This window comes from Corallococcus macrosporus DSM 14697 (genome assembly GCF_002305895.1).
Taxonomy (GTDB): Bacteria; Myxococcota; Myxococcia; order Myxococcales; family Myxococcaceae; genus Myxococcus; species Myxococcus macrosporus.
Window position 1 is genome coordinate 2,678,470 of record NZ_CP022203.1, and the last position, 16,307, is coordinate 2,694,776.

The following is a 16,307-nucleotide window of genomic DNA, read 5'->3' on the forward strand; positions in this document are numbered from 1 at the left end:
GGCTCAAGGGAGCGCGCTCTCCAGCGCGCCCCAGCGGGTCCGAATCCACTGGCGCACGTACTCGACCTCCTCCTCGTAGGAGTTGAAGTCCTGGCGCGTGTGCCAGTGGGGGAAGTTGCCGTAGCCGCCCCACGGGTCGTTCGGGTCGCCGAAGCCCTGGTGCTTCGCGCCCCACTTCGCCCAGTCCCGCCGCGCGGAGGGCGCCGTCTCCCGGACGTAGCCGTCGATGAGGGCCATCATCACCTCCACGTTCAGCGTGTCGCGCAGCAGCGCCCGGTAGCGCTCGCGCATGGGCCCGGCGAAGGTGGCGTCAGCCAGCATGCGTTGGAAGAGGAGGTTGTCCGCCCGGAAGTCGGGCCGCGACGTGGGCGAGGTCCGGGTGGTGTCGTAGGACTGCCCGAAGCTCGCGTCCAGATCCCAGGGGATGAAGCGCCAGGGGCCGCCGGTGGCCGGGTCGTAGGCGTGGTAGGCGTTCTTCGCGGACGAGTCCACGCCCAGGATGAGCGTGTTGAAGATCCACCAGTCCTGGTAGTCCTGCACGTTCATCCGCTGCGGGAAGCCGGCGCGGAAGGCCTCCGCGTCCGAGTCCGCGATGAAGGCGGTCAGCGCCTCCATGGGGGTGAAGGCACCCGGCTCGCCTTCCTCGGGAGAGCCTTCCTTCTTCTCATAGCCCTCGCGGAGGGCGTCCTTGGGCGTGCCGTCCTTGCGCAGCCGGGAGAAGTTGGCGCGGTTGTCCACGGCCTTGAAGAGGTCCGCGTCCTTGTCGACGCCGTGCGCGGCCATCAGGCGCTTGTTGACGTGGTCCGCCACCGTGTAGAGGCCGACGTACTCGTTGTTGACGTAGAGCACCGCGCTGTAGGTGCGCAGGTGGAGGTGGCCCGGGCTCATCCGGCTCCACACGTCGAAGGCGAGCCGCGAGCGCAGGTAGGCGTTGTCATTGAACGTGGTGATGAGCACCACGCGCTTGCGGTCCTTGAAGCCATTGCCGAAGACGGGCTCGCTGAACAGGTCCTCGTCCGGGAACTTCAGCGTGAGGCTGCGCTTGGGGAAGACGCTGGAGGTGGCGCCGCGGTATTTCGCCTCCAGGTTGAAGCGCCGCCCCCGGTAGACGAGCTGCACCGGCCGGTGGCTGCCCCCGGTCAGCTTGCCCTCGAAGGAGAGGTGGAACACTGGCAGGCCGTACTCCTCCGTGTAGGCCACCGGGTCGACGATGGGGACGTTGCCGGGCGCGGACTCGTTCTCCGCCACGCCGACCTTGAGCGTGCCCGTCTCGCCGGTGCCCTGCTCGCGCAGCGTGAGCTGCCACACGGCGGCCTGGTCCTTTCCGGGCGTCCAGCTCAGGGTGCCGCTAATCTCATCGAACCGGGCGCCCGGAGGCAGGTTGTCCACGGTGAAGCGCGTGCCCGGCTCGGCGTGGCCGGTGGCGCACGTCACGGTGGCGGAGACGGGCTCGCCCTCGAGCACCCACTGCGGCTCGCCCGCGGTGGGCATACAGCGACTGGACTGCGGCGGCGGGCCGCCATCGGGCTCGCCCGCGTCTGGCTCGCCTGGGCCCGTTCCGCCGTCGGGCGTCGTGCCTCCGTCCGGGCGGGTGGAGGGCGTGCCCGCGTCGGGGAGGGCGCCGTCGTCAGGCGCCCCGTTGATGGGGTCCGGCGCGCCATGGCCTCCGGCGCCGCCACCACACGCCACCACCAACCCCGCGACCCCTGCCAGAAACAACCTTGGAAAGCGCTTCCCGCCCACCGGGTCCCTCCCCCCTCGAACGCAACGTCCCGGCATGCAGGGTTAACCATTCCGTGACGCGCCCGGCACCCCCCTCGGTGCTGGCCGGTGTCGGCCCGTGGACGTCCGGGCGCTACGCCGCGGCCGGTGGCCCGAACCAGGTCGTCAGCGCGCCAGGCGCTACCCGGCCTTGAGGCGCACGGCGTCCGAGGCGTGCCTGGCGAGCGCCTCGGCGATCTGCTCCGCCTTCCACAGCGGGTCCAGGCAGGGGCAGAAGTAGCCGGGGCCCGCCTTCTCGCGCACGGCCCAGGCGAAGAAGTCGCGGGCGGTGTCGTGGAGCTCCTCGGGGAGGAAGAGGGCGGAGACGTCGTACTCGGTGAAGCGCAGCAGGCCCGGCACGCGCCACTCGCGCTCCCAGTCGAAGCGGTAGCTGTAGGGGGCGTTGTGGTGGTCGCCCTGGATGTCCACGAAGGGCGTCATGGACCAGATGGGCTCTTGCTGCGGCGAGGGCGACGCGAGCGCGCGCTCCACCTGGTGCTTCAAGGCGGCGTGGGCGGGGGAGGCGTACTGGACGTACCAGACGGGGCCGCCGCCCTGGGAGAGGATGTAGCTCTTGCTGAAGCCAATGCCATACAGGCTCCGGCGCTGGACGAGCCGGGCGAGCTGGTCCAGGGGTATCTCACTGAAGCAGACGGAGCGGTGGCGCTCGGCGACGGCGGGCTCGCGGCGGGCGATGCCGAAGCCCTCGGCGCCAGGGATGAGCGTCCGGGCGCCCAGGATGCTCATCATGTTCTGGTAGGCGTCATGATAGGGCGGTCCCGGCTTCGTGAAGTGGACCACGAAGTCAGACATGTCCCGCCACTGTGGATTCGTCTGGTAGCCGAGCATCATCCCTACTCCGTGGGCAATGTCCCGGACGGTGCGGGGGGATGCAACCCGAACGTCGCGCGGCACGCGGCGCCTGCCTGTCTTGCATTCGGGCGGGCGGGGGCGCGGCGGTCGATGCGCCAGCGGGGTGAATGGACATGGCGTGCACTGCCTTCCAGTCAGCGAAGCTTCAGCCCGCGCATGGGCTGTTCATTCCCGTCCGGCGCGCATCCGAGGCCGGCGCCAGCTCGTTGGAGGCCCCGCGCGGGCGGGCTACCATGGGGCGCTTCTTGACGAGGGAACGCTCCTGAAAACCATGCTCCGAAATGGCCGCCTGGCGCTCGCCGCCGTGCTCGTCCTGGCCCTGTCGCCCCTGGCCCTGGCCGCCGCGGGCAGTCCGCGGCTCCAGGCCTTCTTCCAGCAGGACCTGACCAGCACGGCCTACCAGCAGAAGGTCTACTCGCGCGTCGCGGGCAAGTGGCGGCAACCCGGCGCCAAGGGCACGCCCAAGCTGGGGCAGAAGACCGTGGTCCGGGCCGTGATTGGCCGGGACGGCAAGCTCATCTCCGCCGAGGTGTCCACCGAGTCCGGCTCGAAGTCGTGGGACGCGGCCGCGCTGTCGGCGGTGAAGAAGGCCGCGCCCTTTCCGCCGCTGCCGGCGAGCTTCCCCCTGGCCACGCTGGATGCCCACTTCCACGTGGCCTGGGTGGCCAGCCCGTAGGCCGGGCCGGTGAATGGGGAGGGCGCTGGCGGGCGGGCACGCGGTATATGGTTCGCCCATGGCGACTCCTCATATCTCCGCTGCTCCTGGTGACTTCGCTGACGTGGTCCTCATGCCCGGCGACCCGCTCCGGGCCCGTTACATCTCCGAGCGCTTCCTGGAGGGGGCTCGCGAGGTCAACTCCGTGCGCAACATGCTCGGCTTCACCGGCACCTTCCGGAGCCGCCGGGTGTCGGTGATGGGGCACGGCATGGGGGTGCCCTCCATCTCCATCTACGCCACGGAGCTCGTCAAGGTGTACGGCGCCCGCGTCCTCATCCGCGTGGGGAGCTGCGGCGCGCTGAGCACCGACGTGAAGGTCCGCGACGTCATCGTCGCGACGGGCGCCGGCACGGACTCGAACGTGAACCGGATGCGGCTGATGGGCCATGACTTCGCCGCGGTGGCGGACTTCACGCTCGCGCGCCGGGCCATGGAGGCCGCGGAGCGGCGCAACAAGGCTGTACGCGCCGGCCCCGTCTTCACCTCCGACCTCTTCTACCACCCGCAGGAGCAGCTCAACGCCACCCTGGCGCGCATGGGCGTGCTGGCCGTGGAGATGGAGGTCGCCGGGCTCTATGGCGTGGCCGCCGAGTCGGGCGCCCGCGCGCTGGCGCTCCTCACGGTGTCCGACCACATCATCACCGGGGAGAAGCTCACGCCCCAGGAGCGGCAGACGACGTTCGACGAGATGATTGAGCTGGCGCTGGACGTCGCGCACGCCGAGCCCACCCCGTAGGGCCTTGATGGAGAGCAGGCGGGCAAGGTGCCGTCACGGCCCGTCCGCTCTGGATGTACGAGACGGCCGCTCTCGGAGCGCTTCCGGGCGCGGGGGGGCGGCCAGATTTCCTGGACGGTGCTTTGTGCCCAGCAGGATTCCGGGCCATCCTCCGCCCCGGTGCGTTACCCAATCTGGCTCCTGCTTGTCTGCGCCGGCTGTGCCGCGCGTGTTTCCCCCCATGCTGGCACTGTGCCGGCCGCCGCCGTGCGTGCCCAGGACTCCGTCCCCGTGGCCCCCGAGCCGCCCCCGGAGGCCGCTCCCACGCTGGCGTCCGCGCCCGCCCAGCCGGAGGCCCCGGTTCCGGAGGCCACGCCCGACGCCAGGGTGGCCGCGGATGACTGCGCGCTGAGCGCGGAGGACCTGGAGTCCGACGAGGAGGCGCTGGCCGAAGGGGAGGGCGATGACGGCGAGAAGGAGACGCCGGACGCCGTCGCCACGGGCGCCGTGCCGACGGGGCCCATCTACTCGGCGGACATCTCCGACGAGGAGCTGGCGCGGCGGTGGAAGGACGAGCTTGCCTCGCTGGGCTCCATGGCCGTGGGCTTCGCGCACAGCGGCCGGCTGGTGAACGCCAGGCAGTTCCCGCAAGGGGAGGACTGGATTGTCGTCACGCCCGCCGGGGCCTGGGCCACCGAGGAGACCGTCAACTACCTGGCCGAGGCCATCCGTGACGTGCGCGCCCGCTTCCCGAACGCGCCCCCGCTTCGCGTCAACGGCATGAGCCATAAGGAGGGCGGCTACATGCGCCCCCACAAGAGCCACCAGAACGGCCGCGACGTGGACGTGGGCTTCTACTACCCGACGGTGGACCCCATCCGGACCCGCGCGCGCGAGCGCGTCATCGACGTGGGGTTGAACTGGGCGCTCATCCGGTCGCTGCTCATCAAGACGGATGTGCAGATGATTCTCGTCGACCGTCGCGTGCGGAAGGTCATCTATGACCACGCGGTCCGGGCTGGCGAGGACAAGGCGTGGCTGGACTCGATTTTCAATGACGGCCCCAACGGCGTCGTCCGGCACGCGCGTGGCCACCGCGACCACTTCCACATCCGGTTCCACAACCCGCGGGCTCAGGAGCTGGGCCGCCGGGTGCAGCCGTTCCTGGCGCTCCAGCCAGAGCACAACGTGACGACGCACCGCATCCGGAGCGGCGACACGCTGGGCGGCATCGCGCTCAAGTACGGGTCGACGGTGGCGATGATCAAGAAGGCCAACCGGATGAAGAGCAACTTCCTGCGTGCGGGGAACCGGCTGTCCGTGCCCCTGCGCGGGCCCTGCACGCACTGTCCGGTGCCGCCCCCGTTCGTGCTGCCGTCCCGCCGCCTGCCGCCGGACGCGGTGGCGCCCGCGATGGTGGCCTCGGCTCCCGCGGCCAAGGCGACGGAGGACGGTTGCGCGCGGCCCGCGGTGGCGGGTGCCACCCCGGCGGCCTCCGTCGTTCCGGCGGTGGGCGCGGCGTCCGTCGAGGCGGCTTCGACGGAGCTGGCCGCTCCCGCGGGGGCGGTGGCCTCCGAGGGGACGGCTGACGTGACGGTGAAGCGCGCGGGTGGCGCTCCGGTGGACGTGGCCTCGACGGTGAAGCCCGCCGCTGGCGCGCTGGTGAAGCCCGTGGTGGGGACCGTGGACGTGGCCGCGCCGGTAACGCCCGCTGCGGCCGTCAACGTGGCCTCGACGTCCGTGCCGGCCCCTGCCGCTCAGGGGCCCGCGGGTGGCGAGGCGGCGGCCGCGTCCGCCGGGAAGCCCGCCGCTCCGCTCCGGGAGACCGGAGAGGGGGCCGCGGGCGTCACCCACGGTCGCTGACCTGTCATCGACCGGCCATGCAGGCTCGGGCCCCGTGTCTCCCTGGCGGTGACACGGGGCTCGTTCGTTCCGGAGTGTGGTAGGCACGGGCCGTCCATGGCGTTTCCCCCGTACAAGGGCCGCTCGCTGGCCCACAAGGCCCGTCAGCGCTCACCCGGCCACCACTACAACGCGAGCTTCCTGTCCGCCGCCGACCGCGCGGAGGCCTTGAGCTGGCTCGCGACGCTGCACCCGCTCTGGGAAGAGCGCTACTCCAAGCACTTCCCACCGCCACCGGGGCAGTCGCAGCGGCGCCTGCTCCGGCCGGTGTACTGGCTCGGCAACTGGCAGTTCGCGTGCCTCGACTACTACCACCCGCCCAAGGGCGTGCTGAACCGCTGCGTCCAGGCCGAGCCCTTCCCGGCCGTGCTCCAGCGCCAGGTGGTGAAGATCGAGGAGCTGGCGAGGCGGATGTACCGCGGGCCGGACCTGCCTTCGCGCTGGCACCTCAACACCTGCCTGGTGAACTTCTACGGCAGCCGGTTGGAGGACGGCCGCTGGGTGGACACCGCGCGCGTGGGCGAGCACAAGGACTTCGAGCCCGGCCCCGTGGCCTCGCTGTCCTTCGGTGAGCGCGCCCTCATCCAGTTCGTCACCTCCACCCGCCCGGGCGAGCGCGACGCCGTGGTGCTGGAGCAGTGGCTGGATGACGGCTCACTCCAGCTCTTCGGCGGCGCGCGCTGGAAGGAGCAGACGTTCCACCGCGTGCAGCGGGTGGACACACGCACGGGCAGGACGCTGGCGCCGGAGCTGCCGGACTTCCGCACCCGCCGCATCAACCTCACGTTCCGCTACGTGCCGGACGAGCACGTCATCCCCTTCGCGGCGCTCACGCCCGAAGCACGCGAGGACGTGCGGCCCTACATGGAGCAGCTCGCCCGGGGCAGCGAGTTCTTCCGGTCCGCCCTCGCGCGCGAGACGCCGGCCCCATCGGCCTGACGCGAGCCGCCCGCGCGGCTACGGGCGCCGCTTGCCGTGCGTGCGCGCGTGCCGCCCCGGCGCCTGGTCCGACGTGCGCTTCGACTGACCATGGTCCTGTTGCGGCGGGCCCGGGTCCTTCTGCGCGGCGAGGAAGGCCTCCCAGGCCTCCTTGAAGACGGGGTCCTCGCGCGGCACCTGGACGCGGGGAATCTCCGAGCGCATCAGGTGCTCGATGCGCGTGATGACCTGGCCCTCGCGGGTGGTGGCGAAGGTCGAGGCGACACCGCTGGCGGCGGCGCGGGCCGTGCGGCCGATGCGGTGGACGTAGTCCTCGGGCGCGTGGGGCAGGTCGTAGTTGATGACGTGGCCCACGTCCTCCACGTCCAGGCCGCGCGCCGCGATGTCGGTGGCCACGAGGCACCGGTAGGTCCCGTTCCGGAAGCCGTCCATGGCCTGCTTGCGCTGGTTCTGCGTGCGGTCCGCGTGCAGCACGGCGGTCCGGTGCCCCGCCCGCTGGAGCGCCCGTTGAACCTTGTCCGCGCGCTCCTTGGCCCGGGTGAACACGAGCGCCGTCGCCGAGTCCCGGGCCAGCAGGGTCAGCAGCAGGGGCGTCTTCTCCTCCGGGCGCAGGAAGTACAGCCGTTGCTCGGCGCGCTCGGCGGGCGTGCCGCTGCGGGTGACCTCCAGGCGCACGGGCCTGTACAGCCGGCTCTTGGCGAAGCGGGTGACGTCGGGGCCCAGCGTCGCGGAGAAGAGCAGCGTCTGCCGGCGGCGAGGCAGGTGGGTGACGATGCGCTCGAGCTGCGGCAGGAAGCCCATGTCGAGCATCCGGTCCGCCTCATCCAGGACGAGCGCCTCCAGGTGCGGGAAGCGGACGGAGGCGTTCTCCATCAGGTCCACCAGCCGCCCCGGCGTGGCGATGACGAAGGAGGGCAGGGCCTTCAGCGCATCGACCTGCGCGCCCATGTCCTCGCCGCCAATGATGGTGGTGTGCGTGAGGCGGCGGGGCTCCGCGAAGAAGCGCGCGGGTTCGGCAATCTGCTGGACCAGCTCGCGCGTGGGCGCCAGCACCAGGGCGACCGTGCCTTTCTTGCCCGCGAGGCGCTCCACCAGGGGGATGACGTACGCGGCCGTCTTGCCCGTCCCGGTGGCCGCGCAGCCAATGACGTCCCGGCCCGCCAGCGCGGGAGGGATGGCCTGCTGCTGGATGGGCGTGGGCTGCGTGAAACGCGCGCGGCGCAGGGCGCCCAGCGTCTCCCGCGAGAGGCCCAGTGGTTCGAAGGAGTCGCTCACGACCTCGGGGGTACCACGTCGCGAGGCCTCGTGGGAAAGGGCGTCGCGGGCAGCCGTCGTGATTCCCGCCCGCCCGGAGTGCATGATGGCCGTCCTGGAACACCGAATGTCCTCCGTCACCCTCCCGCCGCTGCCAGTGGTCCTCGACACCAACGTGGTGCTGGACCTGTTCGTGTTCGATGACCCACACACGCGCCCCCTGGCCGAGGCGCTGGCGGACGGGACGCTGAGCGCCTGGACGGACGCGGACACGCTGGCGGAGCTGGGCTACGTGCTGGCCTCGCGCAACTTCCAGCCCGGGCTGCCAGCGCCTCGGCGGACCGCCGCCTTCGAGCGCTACCGGGCCCAGGTCCACATGGCGCCGTCCGCTGAGTCCGTGGCCACGCCGGCGCTGCCCCGCTGCAGGGACAGGGACGACCAGAAGTTCCTGCTCCTGGCCGCGCGCGCCCAGGCGGCGTGGCTGGTGAGCAAGGACAAGCGGGTGTTGTCCATGGCGGACCGTGCGGGCCTGCCCTTCGCCATCCTCACGCCCCGGCAGGCCGTGAGCCGCCTACCACCCAGGAGGTAGATACACGCCGCCCGCGCCGGAACATCTTTCGCGTCGAGCTGCACAGGCACTCGAATTCCAAGCGAGAAAACATGTTCCGGATTGCGATGGTCGCGGCGCTGGCCCTGTCCACCCTCGTTGGCTGCGGTGGAGATGATGACGACAACCCTGGCGGCCCGCCGCAGACGGTGCAGTGCGATGCCTCGAACTGCGCCGGGTGTTGTTTCAACAATGTCTGTCAGACGGGGACGGCGGCCTCGGCCTGTGGAAAGGCCGGCGCGGTGTGCCGGACCTGCGGCAACGCTCAGGTGTGCAAGGCGGACCAGACCTGCGGCGTGGACCCGGAGGGGGTCTGGCGCGTGCAGCCCGTCTCCGCCCAGGTGGCCGCCAGCAACAATGGCTCGGCGTGGGATGTGGACAGCTCTGCTCCGGACGTGTTCGTCGAGATGGCATGTCCGGGCGCCACGTCCGCGTTCAGCACGCCCGTGGTGCAGAGCTACACGCCCACGTGGACCACCGGGGGCTGCACGGCGAGAGCGAGCCAGTTGATGGCGGAGGGGTGGGCCTTCCGCCTCTGGGATGAGGACCTGGCGTCCAATGACACCATCACCGACGTCCTGGTCACGCGCTTCACCGAGCAGCAGTTCACCGCGGGGACCGTCTCGTTCGGCGCGTCCGGTGGCATGACGTCCCTGACGGTGCAGCTCCAGAAGCAGCCCTGAGCTCGGGGTTGAAGCGCGCACGGCGGACCCGGAGGCGGTTTCCGGGCCCGCCGGAGGCGTTGGCACGTCGAGGCAGCTCAGGTCCGCTGCACCGGGCGGTAGCGCGTCACCCGGACGTAGGTCTCGGAGACGAGGAAGGTGGTGATGGTCGACAGGCTCGCCTTTCCGTTCGCCTCGCTCCAGTCGAGGACATGGACGCGTATGGGGATGGCGTTCCCCCTCTTGGCTTCTGGGTCGTCGTATGTGAGCACGGTCCCTGCCTTCTCTCCGGCATAGGTGATGAGCGTCTGGCGGAAGGTGGCCCAGGACTCACGGGTTCCGGCGAGTTCGAACCTTCCATGCAGGAAGGCGGTGGGACGGGCGAGTGAGCCGAGGAGGAAGGCACCGCCGGTGCGCTGGTGCTTCTTTGGCGAGAGGCTGATGAATCTCTTGCATCCGCCCAGGCACTCGAGCGCGCAGGAGCAGTCGGAACGATTCTCGGGCGGGCCGAACGTATTGCGCTGGTCCTCGCATCTGCTTATGCAGACCCTGGCCTCCCGGGCCTCCTTTTCGCGGGACTGCTCAATGGCCGCCAGCATCTGCGCCGGGCTGGCATCCGCCTCGAAGAAGAACGCGTCTTCCAGGTGGAGCAGACCGGCGACGGGAAAGAGGCCGTCGCTCTCCATGCTGGAGAGCGCCGCGCGCGCCGCGGTCTTCTGGGCCCGGGGTTGCGTGGGGTTGACGCGTTTCCACTTCGCGCGCGCCTCGGAGTCTTGACCCTCGTAGTCGAGGTTCACCCGGTCGAAGAGCTCGGCCGTCTTCTTCGCGCGGTCCAGCTCCGACTTGTAGCTGTCCTTCACGGGAATCGTGGAGAGCTGTCCGACGGCGTAGGTCAGCCCCCGCGCATATTCGCCCTCCTCACGGGAGCGGTTCAGCGTGAACAGAATCTCCCCCTCGTAGCGGGGCGCCCACTCGATCTTGGCTGCGTTGCCGCCAGGAGCGGAGGCCTGCTTCCGTTTGAGCGCGAAGGCGCGGATCTGCTCGAAGGCCGCGGCCTCTGCCTCGGGCTTGTATGGATCTTCCCCCTCCACGTACACGCGCAAGTCACTGAGGCAGGTGTCGTCGCGCGCCGCGCCCGGATAGGTCGAGACGAGCGTGAGCCGCACCCCGTGGACCTTGTTCGGGACGGGCAGGCGGACCTCCTGCCATCCGAGCACGTCCTTTAGCTCGGTCTCCAGCGCGGTGCCCGTCACCTGGGGACCCGTCTCTCCCTGGACCAGCGGCTCCAGCTTCACCTTGCGCGGCCGGGCGTTGGCGCGGAAGAGCTTGTCGGACTTCTGGAAGCCATTGCGGATGAACAGGCGGTACGTCTTCGCGCGCGACAGCTCCGGGCCCCACCACTCCAGGGCTTCGCCTTCGCCGCGGCCCTTGGCGCCTTCCACCCAGGCCGTGGCCGGGTCGTCATCCGCGATGTAGAGCGGCAGGTAGTTCTGCGAGCCCTTGTTCCTGCCATCCTCCAGGAAGGAAGAGGCCGTCACGCGGCGCGGGTGCAGCCGGTGGGCGCCACCGGCGTCGGGTTCGAGCAGGACCGGCGGCGCTGCGGCGAGGATGAGCGACAGGAGAATCATGGCTTGCGCTCCTTCGGGGTGCGGGACGTCGGAAAGGGATGGAGGGGCGAGGCCCACAGCGCGAACTGGGACAGGCCCGGTGGGTAGAGCCCGGAGTCTTCCTGCTCACGGGACACGAGGTGATAGACGACGCGCGCGTAGCGGGCTCCCGGGGGAAGTGGCACGTGGCGCGTCTCGCCTGGAAGCAGGCGGGTGTCCTCCACGGCGCCCAGGTGGGGCAGGGGCTCGTGAGGCCACTCCCGCACCTCCAGGCTGCGGCCGAACGTGGCCACGGTGCGGGGGGATTCGAAGAGGGGCTCCCCGGCGACCTCCACGCTCACCCAGCGCATGACGTCACCCGAGGGGAACGCGTGGCCCACCTCGCGCGTGGAGACGCGAAGCGACGCGCCCGCCTGCTCCACCCTGAGCGCCGCCTTCAGCGACTCGGTGCGCCGCGTGCCGCCCAGGCCGTGGTCGCCTCGGGGCATGTGGCAGGCCGTGCAATGGCGCGTGTCTCCGCTCTGGGCCTGCCAACGGCGCCACTCGCCCACGGTGTCCTGCTGAAGCTGCGTCGAGGACAGGCGCACCCGTTGGCCCGCGCTCGTCACCACGGGGAAGCCGAACTGGTGGCAGCCCGCGCAGGGCATCCCAGGGGCCTGGCCTTCATTGCCCGTGGGCGCGTGGCAGCCGGCGCAGGTGACGCCGCGCTCCTCGGGCGGGCTGTCCTTGGGGAGCGGGCCTCGCTCCAGGTTGAGGGCGAGTGGTGCGTGACATTGCACGCACCAGCCGGGGCGGTCCTCGGTCAACGCCACCTGGAAGACGGCGTCCACGCGGGCCGTCGCATGTCCACTGTGCCGCCAGGCCTCCACCTGGGGGGCGTGACATTCCGCGCAGCGTTGGACGCTCCAGTCCGGCAGGCCATGCGGCGCGGGCCCCACGTCCATGCGCGCGGTGCCCTGGGGGAAGCGCGGCGTGGGGGCTGTGGCCAACAGCGAACAGGTGAAGAGGACGAGCGCGGACACGATGGAACCGCACTGTAGGCGTGATTGGGACGGGCGCGGTACAACGCCTCACTCATGAAAGCATATGAAGTCCAGGCGGGGTTCGGGTTGGACAAGCTGGTGCAGGTCGAGCGGCCCGACCCGGTGCCCGGCCCGATGCAGGTGCGGGTCCGGGTGAAGGCCACCAGCCTGAATTCGCGTGACCTGATGATGGTGGAGGGGCGCTACAACCCCCGGCAGAAGCTGCCCCTGGTTCCCAACTCGGATGGGGCGGGCGTGGTGGACGCCGTGGGGCCGGGCGTGACGCGGGTGAAGCCGGGCGACCGGGTGATGAGCCTCTTCGCCCAGGCGTGGAGCGCCGGAGCGCCCACCCGCGCCGCGCAGGTGAGCACGCTTGGCGGCCCGCTGGACGGGGCGCTCGCGGACACGGTGTTGCTGCACGAGGACGGCGCGGTGCCCACACCGGCCTATCTCTCCGACGAAGAGGCGGCGACGCTGCCGTGCGCGGCCGTGACGGCGTGGAGCGCGCTCGTCACCCATGGCGCCATCAAGGCGGGAGACACCGTGTTGCTGCAGGGCACCGGTGGCGTGTCCATCTTCGCGTTGCAGATCGCCCGGTTGATGGGCGCGCGAATCATCATCACCTCCAGCCATGACGCCAAGCTGGCGCGAGCCCGGACGCTGGGCGCGCACGACGGCATCAACTACGTGACGACGCCGGACTGGGACAAGGCGGCGCGCGCGCTGACGGGCGGCGTGGGCGTGGACCACGTGGTGGAGGTGGGTGGCGCGGAGACCTTCGAGAAGTCCCTGCGCGCGGTCCGGCCCGGCGGGACGGTGTCTGTCATTGGCGTGCTCAGCGGCGGCGCGGGGGCCGTGCCGCTGACGCCCATCCTGATGCAGAACCTGCGGGTGCAGGGCATCTTCGTGGGCCACCGTCAGAGCTTCGAGGCCCTCAACCGGGCCTTCACGCTGCACGCGGTGCGCCCGGTGGTGGACCGCGTGTTCGACTTCTCCGAGGCGCGCGCCGCCTTCGAGCACCTCAAGAGCGGGGCTCACTTCGGGAAGGTGGTCATCCGGGTGGCTTGAGACAGGTGGCGGGGGCTCGTCCCACGCCGGGACGCTGCGCCGCGGCCGGGCACCGGCGTTCTTCACTTCAGGCCGGTGCCAGGCGTGGAGCCATCCTGTCACGGACCCGGAGCAGCGGTGGCTGCTCCGGGAGTCCCGACGACGGCTCAGGAACCTGCTTCGTGCGAGCCGGGGTCGGACGAGGAGCCTGGACGGGCCACGTAGGAGACCTGGGGCCCGCCCGGCCGAGGTGGACGCGGGCCGCCCCGACCCTGAGGTTGGCGTTGCGGTCGCGGTCCACCGCTGTTGCCGCCGTTCCCCTGCCGGGGTTCGCGGACCAGGTTCTGGGGCGGAGCGCCTGGGTCGGCGCGGGTCTCCACGACGGGGTCCTGCCGGCCGTTGCCCCGCCGCTCGTTCCGGTCCGCGCGCGGCCCGCCGCCGCGCGGTCCGCCGCCCTGGCTCATCGGTGAGGTGGGCGCGTCGCCGCGAGGCTCATTCCTTGGCGGGCGGGCGTTTCCGAACACGCGCTGCTCGGCGCCGGACACGTCCGAGTCGCCGCCGCGCGCGTTGTTGGAGCGGGGCGGCCTGCCATTGCGTGGGTCGCTCTGACGCGGGCCCCCCGCGGACGCGCCTTCCGCGAATCGTTCGCGGGGAAGGGGACCGCCCGTGCCGCCACCGTCCGCACGCGGCTCGTTCTGACGCCAGCCTCCGTTGTCACGGCGCCCGGTCGCGCGCGAGCCATCCGTCGGACCGCCATTCGAGCGTGGCTCGTTCTGGCGAGGCCCGCCCGGGAGCCGGCCCTTCGCACGCGGTTCGTTCGAGCGCGGGCCGCCCTGGAATGCCCCGTTCGAGGAACGCGGTTCGTTCGAGCGCGGACCGCCCTGCGGACCACCATTCGAGGCACGCGGTTCATTCGAGCGCGGACCACCCTGCGGACCACCATTCGAGGCACGCGGTTCGTTCGAGCGCGGACCACCCTGGAACGCCCCGTTCGCGGCACGCGGTTCATTCGAGCGCGGGCCGCCCTGCGGGCCACCATTCGCACGCGGCGCGTTCGAGCCCGGTCGCCCCGGCCCGCCGCCTCCCATCCGCTGCCCGTTCGGCGGGGGCCGAGCGCCATTGCCCGCGCCGTTCCGCGGCGGGGGCCGGCCTCCGCCAGCGCCTCGATTGCGCCCGCCCCGAGGCGGAGGCGCCGCCACGGCGGGCTTGCCTCTCTCTCCTCCGCCCTGCCGGAGCACCAGCGCCTCCAACTCGCGGAGCTCGGCCTCGGCGGCCTCCTCGGGCGTCAGGTCGCGCTGGGGCGCGGCGGCCTGCTCGGCCGGCGCGGGCTGCGGCGGCGGCCGGAATCCGCCCCGGCGCTCCTCACCCTGGGGCCGGGAGCCCTGGCCCCTGGCGCCACCGCGCCCGTTCTGCCGGGGGCCTTCCCGGAAGTTGCCCGACGGCACGAAGTCCGGGGTCAGCTCCCGCCGCACATAGGCGTTCCAGATTTCGCCCGTCTCACCGGCGGTGCCGTGCAGCCAGGGCGCCGTGCTCGCGAGGAAGTTGCGGACGTTGTCCAGGTCGCGGCGGAAGTAGAACTCCGCGCTGTTGTTGCGCGCGGCCGCCACCGTCTGCGGGAAGTCGATGATGACCGGCCCCGCATAGCTCATGAGGATGTTGTACGGGGACAGGTCGCCGTGGATGAGGTCGGCGCACAGCATGTTGATGACCTGCGCCCGCAGGTCCACGTAGAGCGCGTGCGCGTCCTCGGGGGTGGCGGGTGGCGCCTCCACCATGCGCGGGGCGGGGTGGCCCTCCGCGTCCAGCACCACCTCCATGAGGAGGATGCCCTCGTAGAACAGCACCGGGGTGGGGACGCGCACCCCCTGGGCGTGCAGCTTGTAGAGCGAGTCCGACTCCGCGCTCTTCCACGCGTCCTCGGCGGCGTTCTGCCCGAAGCGGCTGCCCTTCTCGATGGCGCGGCGCGTGCGCGAGTTGCGCACCTCGCGCCCCTCCCGGTAGCCCGCGTTGTTGCGGAAGTTGCGCTCGTGGCGCTCCTTGTACAGCTTGGCCGCGACCACCTCACCGGCATGCTGGACCAGCCATACCTCTGCCTCCTTGCCCGTCTTCAACTGGCCGATGATGGCTTCGATGATGCCATCGGCCAGGAGGGTCTCTAGCGAGTCATTCATTCCGACGCGGGGTTCCAGTGGGGGCCGGGCGGGATTGGCGGCGCAGTGGCGAGCGTGCGGGCGGCCCTGTTCGCGGCGCACGGCGGCATGTGAACATCTCGCGGGGCCTTCTTGCTACCAACACAGTGCGGCAAGCAGCCAGGAAGCCTGGCGGATGGCCTGCTAGCAGGTTGCCTCCCGAGGTTCCAGGAAAGCCAGGGCTTTGAAGGGCCTGGGTGGGTCATCTTGGACCAGGGGGCGAGCGGGTTCCAGGCCTTCCCACCGGGAGCGTTCACCCGGGAAAGGTGCTGGGAGGCCGTGACGGGTGGGCACCTGGGCGCGCGTGGGCTCTTGGACCCGCCCGAGGGGGCGCTACGATGCGCGCCGTCCAGGGAGGGGTTCAGCATGGCGACGAAGTCACGCAAGACGGCTGTTGCGAAGAAGTCATCCCGGCGTAGCGCCACGGCGAAGAAGGCCACGCCGAAGAAGGCGGCATCCAAGAAGGCCGGCGGCGCGAAGAAGCGCGCCGCGAAGAAGCGCGCCGCGAAGAAGACGACGGCGAAGAAGACGACGGCGAAGAAGCGCGCCGCGAAGAAGGCGACGCTGAAGAAGCCCTCCGCCAGGAAGGCCGCGACGAAGCCGCGCGCCGCGAGGAAGGCGACGGCGAAGAAGACCACCGCGCGCAAGACGGCGACGCGGCGGACCTCCGCGGCTCGGCGTGAGCGGCCCGCGACGGGTGCTTTGTTGGTCGAGCAGGTGGAGACGACGTCCGCGGGGCTCCAGCCCCTGGCGCCGGCCCACGCGCCGGTGGACGAGTTCACCAGCACCGGCAACGAGGTGCTCGACATCTTCCAGCGCTACGACCGCGACCGGACCGGCACCATCGACCGCGCCGAGTTCGCCCGCCTGCTGGAGGCGCTGGGGCAGAACATCTCCGACGAAGAGCTGGAAATCGCGGTCGACATCGTCGACACGGACCGCACCGGGAAGATTTCCTGGAACGAGTTCAAGGCGTGGTGGAACAGCCGTTGACCGGCTGTCGCAACACCC

Annotated in this window: 14 protein-coding genes; 8 read left to right on the forward strand and 6 right to left on the reverse strand. The window is 71.2% G+C overall.

The features are described from left to right. Window positions 1–3 precede the first annotated feature (3 nt). Together MYMAC_RS11415 and MYMAC_RS11420 are read right to left on the reverse strand one after the other, a co-directional pair. The gene (locus MYMAC_RS11415) at window positions 4–1,743 is read right to left on the reverse strand and encodes a CotH kinase family protein (protein ID WP_043710680.1); all 1,740 of its coding nucleotides are present in this window, start codon (window positions 1,741–1,743) and stop codon (window positions 4–6) included. Window positions 1,744–1,902: 159 nt separating this feature from the next. Beyond that, window positions 1,903–2,613 (reverse strand): abortive infection system antitoxin AbiGi family protein, encoded by a 711-nt coding sequence (locus tag MYMAC_RS11420; protein ID WP_013938885.1) that lies wholly within the window; start codon window positions 2,611–2,613, stop codon window positions 1,903–1,905. Window positions 2,614–2,905: 292 nt separating this feature from the next. On the opposite strand from MYMAC_RS11420, the gene MYMAC_RS11425 reads away from it, so the two are divergent. From MYMAC_RS11425 to MYMAC_RS11440, 4 genes are all read left to right on the forward strand, one after another. Beyond that, the gene (locus MYMAC_RS11425; RefSeq protein ID WP_095958116.1) at window positions 2,906–3,310 is read left to right on the forward strand and encodes an energy transducer TonB; all 405 of its coding nucleotides are present in this window, start codon (window positions 2,906–2,908) and stop codon (window positions 3,308–3,310) included. A 58-nt stretch (window positions 3,311–3,368) separates the two neighbouring features. Beyond that, window positions 3,369–4,088, forward strand: a complete 720-nt coding sequence (deoD, locus tag MYMAC_RS11430) for a purine-nucleoside phosphorylase (protein ID WP_043710682.1) — start codon at window positions 3,369–3,371, stop codon at window positions 4,086–4,088. A gap of 270 nt (window positions 4,089–4,358) precedes the next feature. Next, window positions 4,359–5,930 (forward strand): LysM peptidoglycan-binding domain-containing protein, encoded by a 1,572-nt coding sequence (locus MYMAC_RS11435; RefSeq protein WP_239989486.1) that lies wholly within the window; start codon window positions 4,359–4,361, stop codon window positions 5,928–5,930. 96 nt (window positions 5,931–6,026) lie between these two features. Further along, on the forward strand, window positions 6,027–6,908 hold the full coding sequence (locus MYMAC_RS11440) for an alpha-ketoglutarate-dependent dioxygenase AlkB (RefSeq protein ID WP_013938890.1): 882 nt from the start codon (window positions 6,027–6,029) through the stop codon (window positions 6,906–6,908). An 18-nt stretch (window positions 6,909–6,926) separates the two neighbouring features. Here MYMAC_RS11440 and MYMAC_RS11445 read toward each other — a convergent pair whose 3' ends face one another. Then, on the reverse strand, window positions 6,927–8,183 hold the full coding sequence (locus MYMAC_RS11445; protein ID WP_095958118.1) for a DEAD/DEAH box helicase: 1,257 nt from the start codon (window positions 8,181–8,183) through the stop codon (window positions 6,927–6,929). Window positions 8,184–8,289: 106 nt separating this feature from the next. On the opposite strand from MYMAC_RS11445, the gene MYMAC_RS11450 reads away from it, so the two are divergent. Together MYMAC_RS11450 and MYMAC_RS11455 are read left to right on the forward strand one after the other, a co-directional pair. After that, window positions 8,290–8,751: a putative toxin-antitoxin system toxin component, PIN family gene (locus MYMAC_RS11450; protein ID WP_043710688.1), complete on the forward strand. Its 462-nt coding sequence runs from the start codon at window positions 8,290–8,292 to the stop codon at window positions 8,749–8,751. Between the two features lie 71 nt (window positions 8,752–8,822). After that, window positions 8,823–9,452: a hypothetical protein gene (locus MYMAC_RS11455; RefSeq protein ID WP_095958119.1), complete on the forward strand. Its 630-nt coding sequence runs from the start codon at window positions 8,823–8,825 to the stop codon at window positions 9,450–9,452. 77 nt (window positions 9,453–9,529) lie between these two features. On the opposite strand, the gene MYMAC_RS11460 is transcribed toward MYMAC_RS11455, so the two are convergent. Beyond that, a complete protein-coding gene (locus tag MYMAC_RS11460) occupies window positions 9,530–11,059 on the reverse strand; it encodes an NADase-type glycan-binding domain-containing protein (protein WP_095958120.1) in 1,530 nt (509 codons plus the stop codon). After that, window positions 11,056–12,060, reverse strand: a complete 1,005-nt coding sequence (locus tag MYMAC_RS11465) for a multiheme c-type cytochrome (protein ID WP_095958121.1) — start codon at window positions 12,058–12,060, stop codon at window positions 11,056–11,058. Before MYMAC_RS11465 ends, MYMAC_RS11460 begins: the two co-directional genes overlap by 4 nt. Before the next feature lie 54 nt (window positions 12,061–12,114). Between MYMAC_RS11465 and MYMAC_RS11470 the strand changes: the two genes are divergently transcribed. Further along, on the forward strand, window positions 12,115–13,128 hold the full coding sequence (locus tag MYMAC_RS11470) for a zinc-dependent alcohol dehydrogenase family protein (protein ID WP_095958122.1): 1,014 nt from the start codon (window positions 12,115–12,117) through the stop codon (window positions 13,126–13,128). Between the two features lie 146 nt (window positions 13,129–13,274). Here MYMAC_RS11470 and MYMAC_RS11475 read toward each other — a convergent pair whose 3' ends face one another. Continuing rightward, window positions 13,275–15,278: an RIO1 family regulatory kinase/ATPase domain-containing protein gene (locus MYMAC_RS11475; RefSeq protein WP_095958123.1), complete on the reverse strand. Its 2,004-nt coding sequence runs from the start codon at window positions 15,276–15,278 to the stop codon at window positions 13,275–13,277. A 384-nt stretch (window positions 15,279–15,662) separates the two neighbouring features. On the opposite strand from MYMAC_RS11475, the gene MYMAC_RS11480 reads away from it, so the two are divergent. After that, window positions 15,663–16,289, forward strand: a complete 627-nt coding sequence (locus MYMAC_RS11480; RefSeq protein WP_170114728.1) for an EF-hand domain-containing protein — start codon at window positions 15,663–15,665, stop codon at window positions 16,287–16,289. Window positions 16,290–16,307 lie beyond the last annotated feature (18 nt).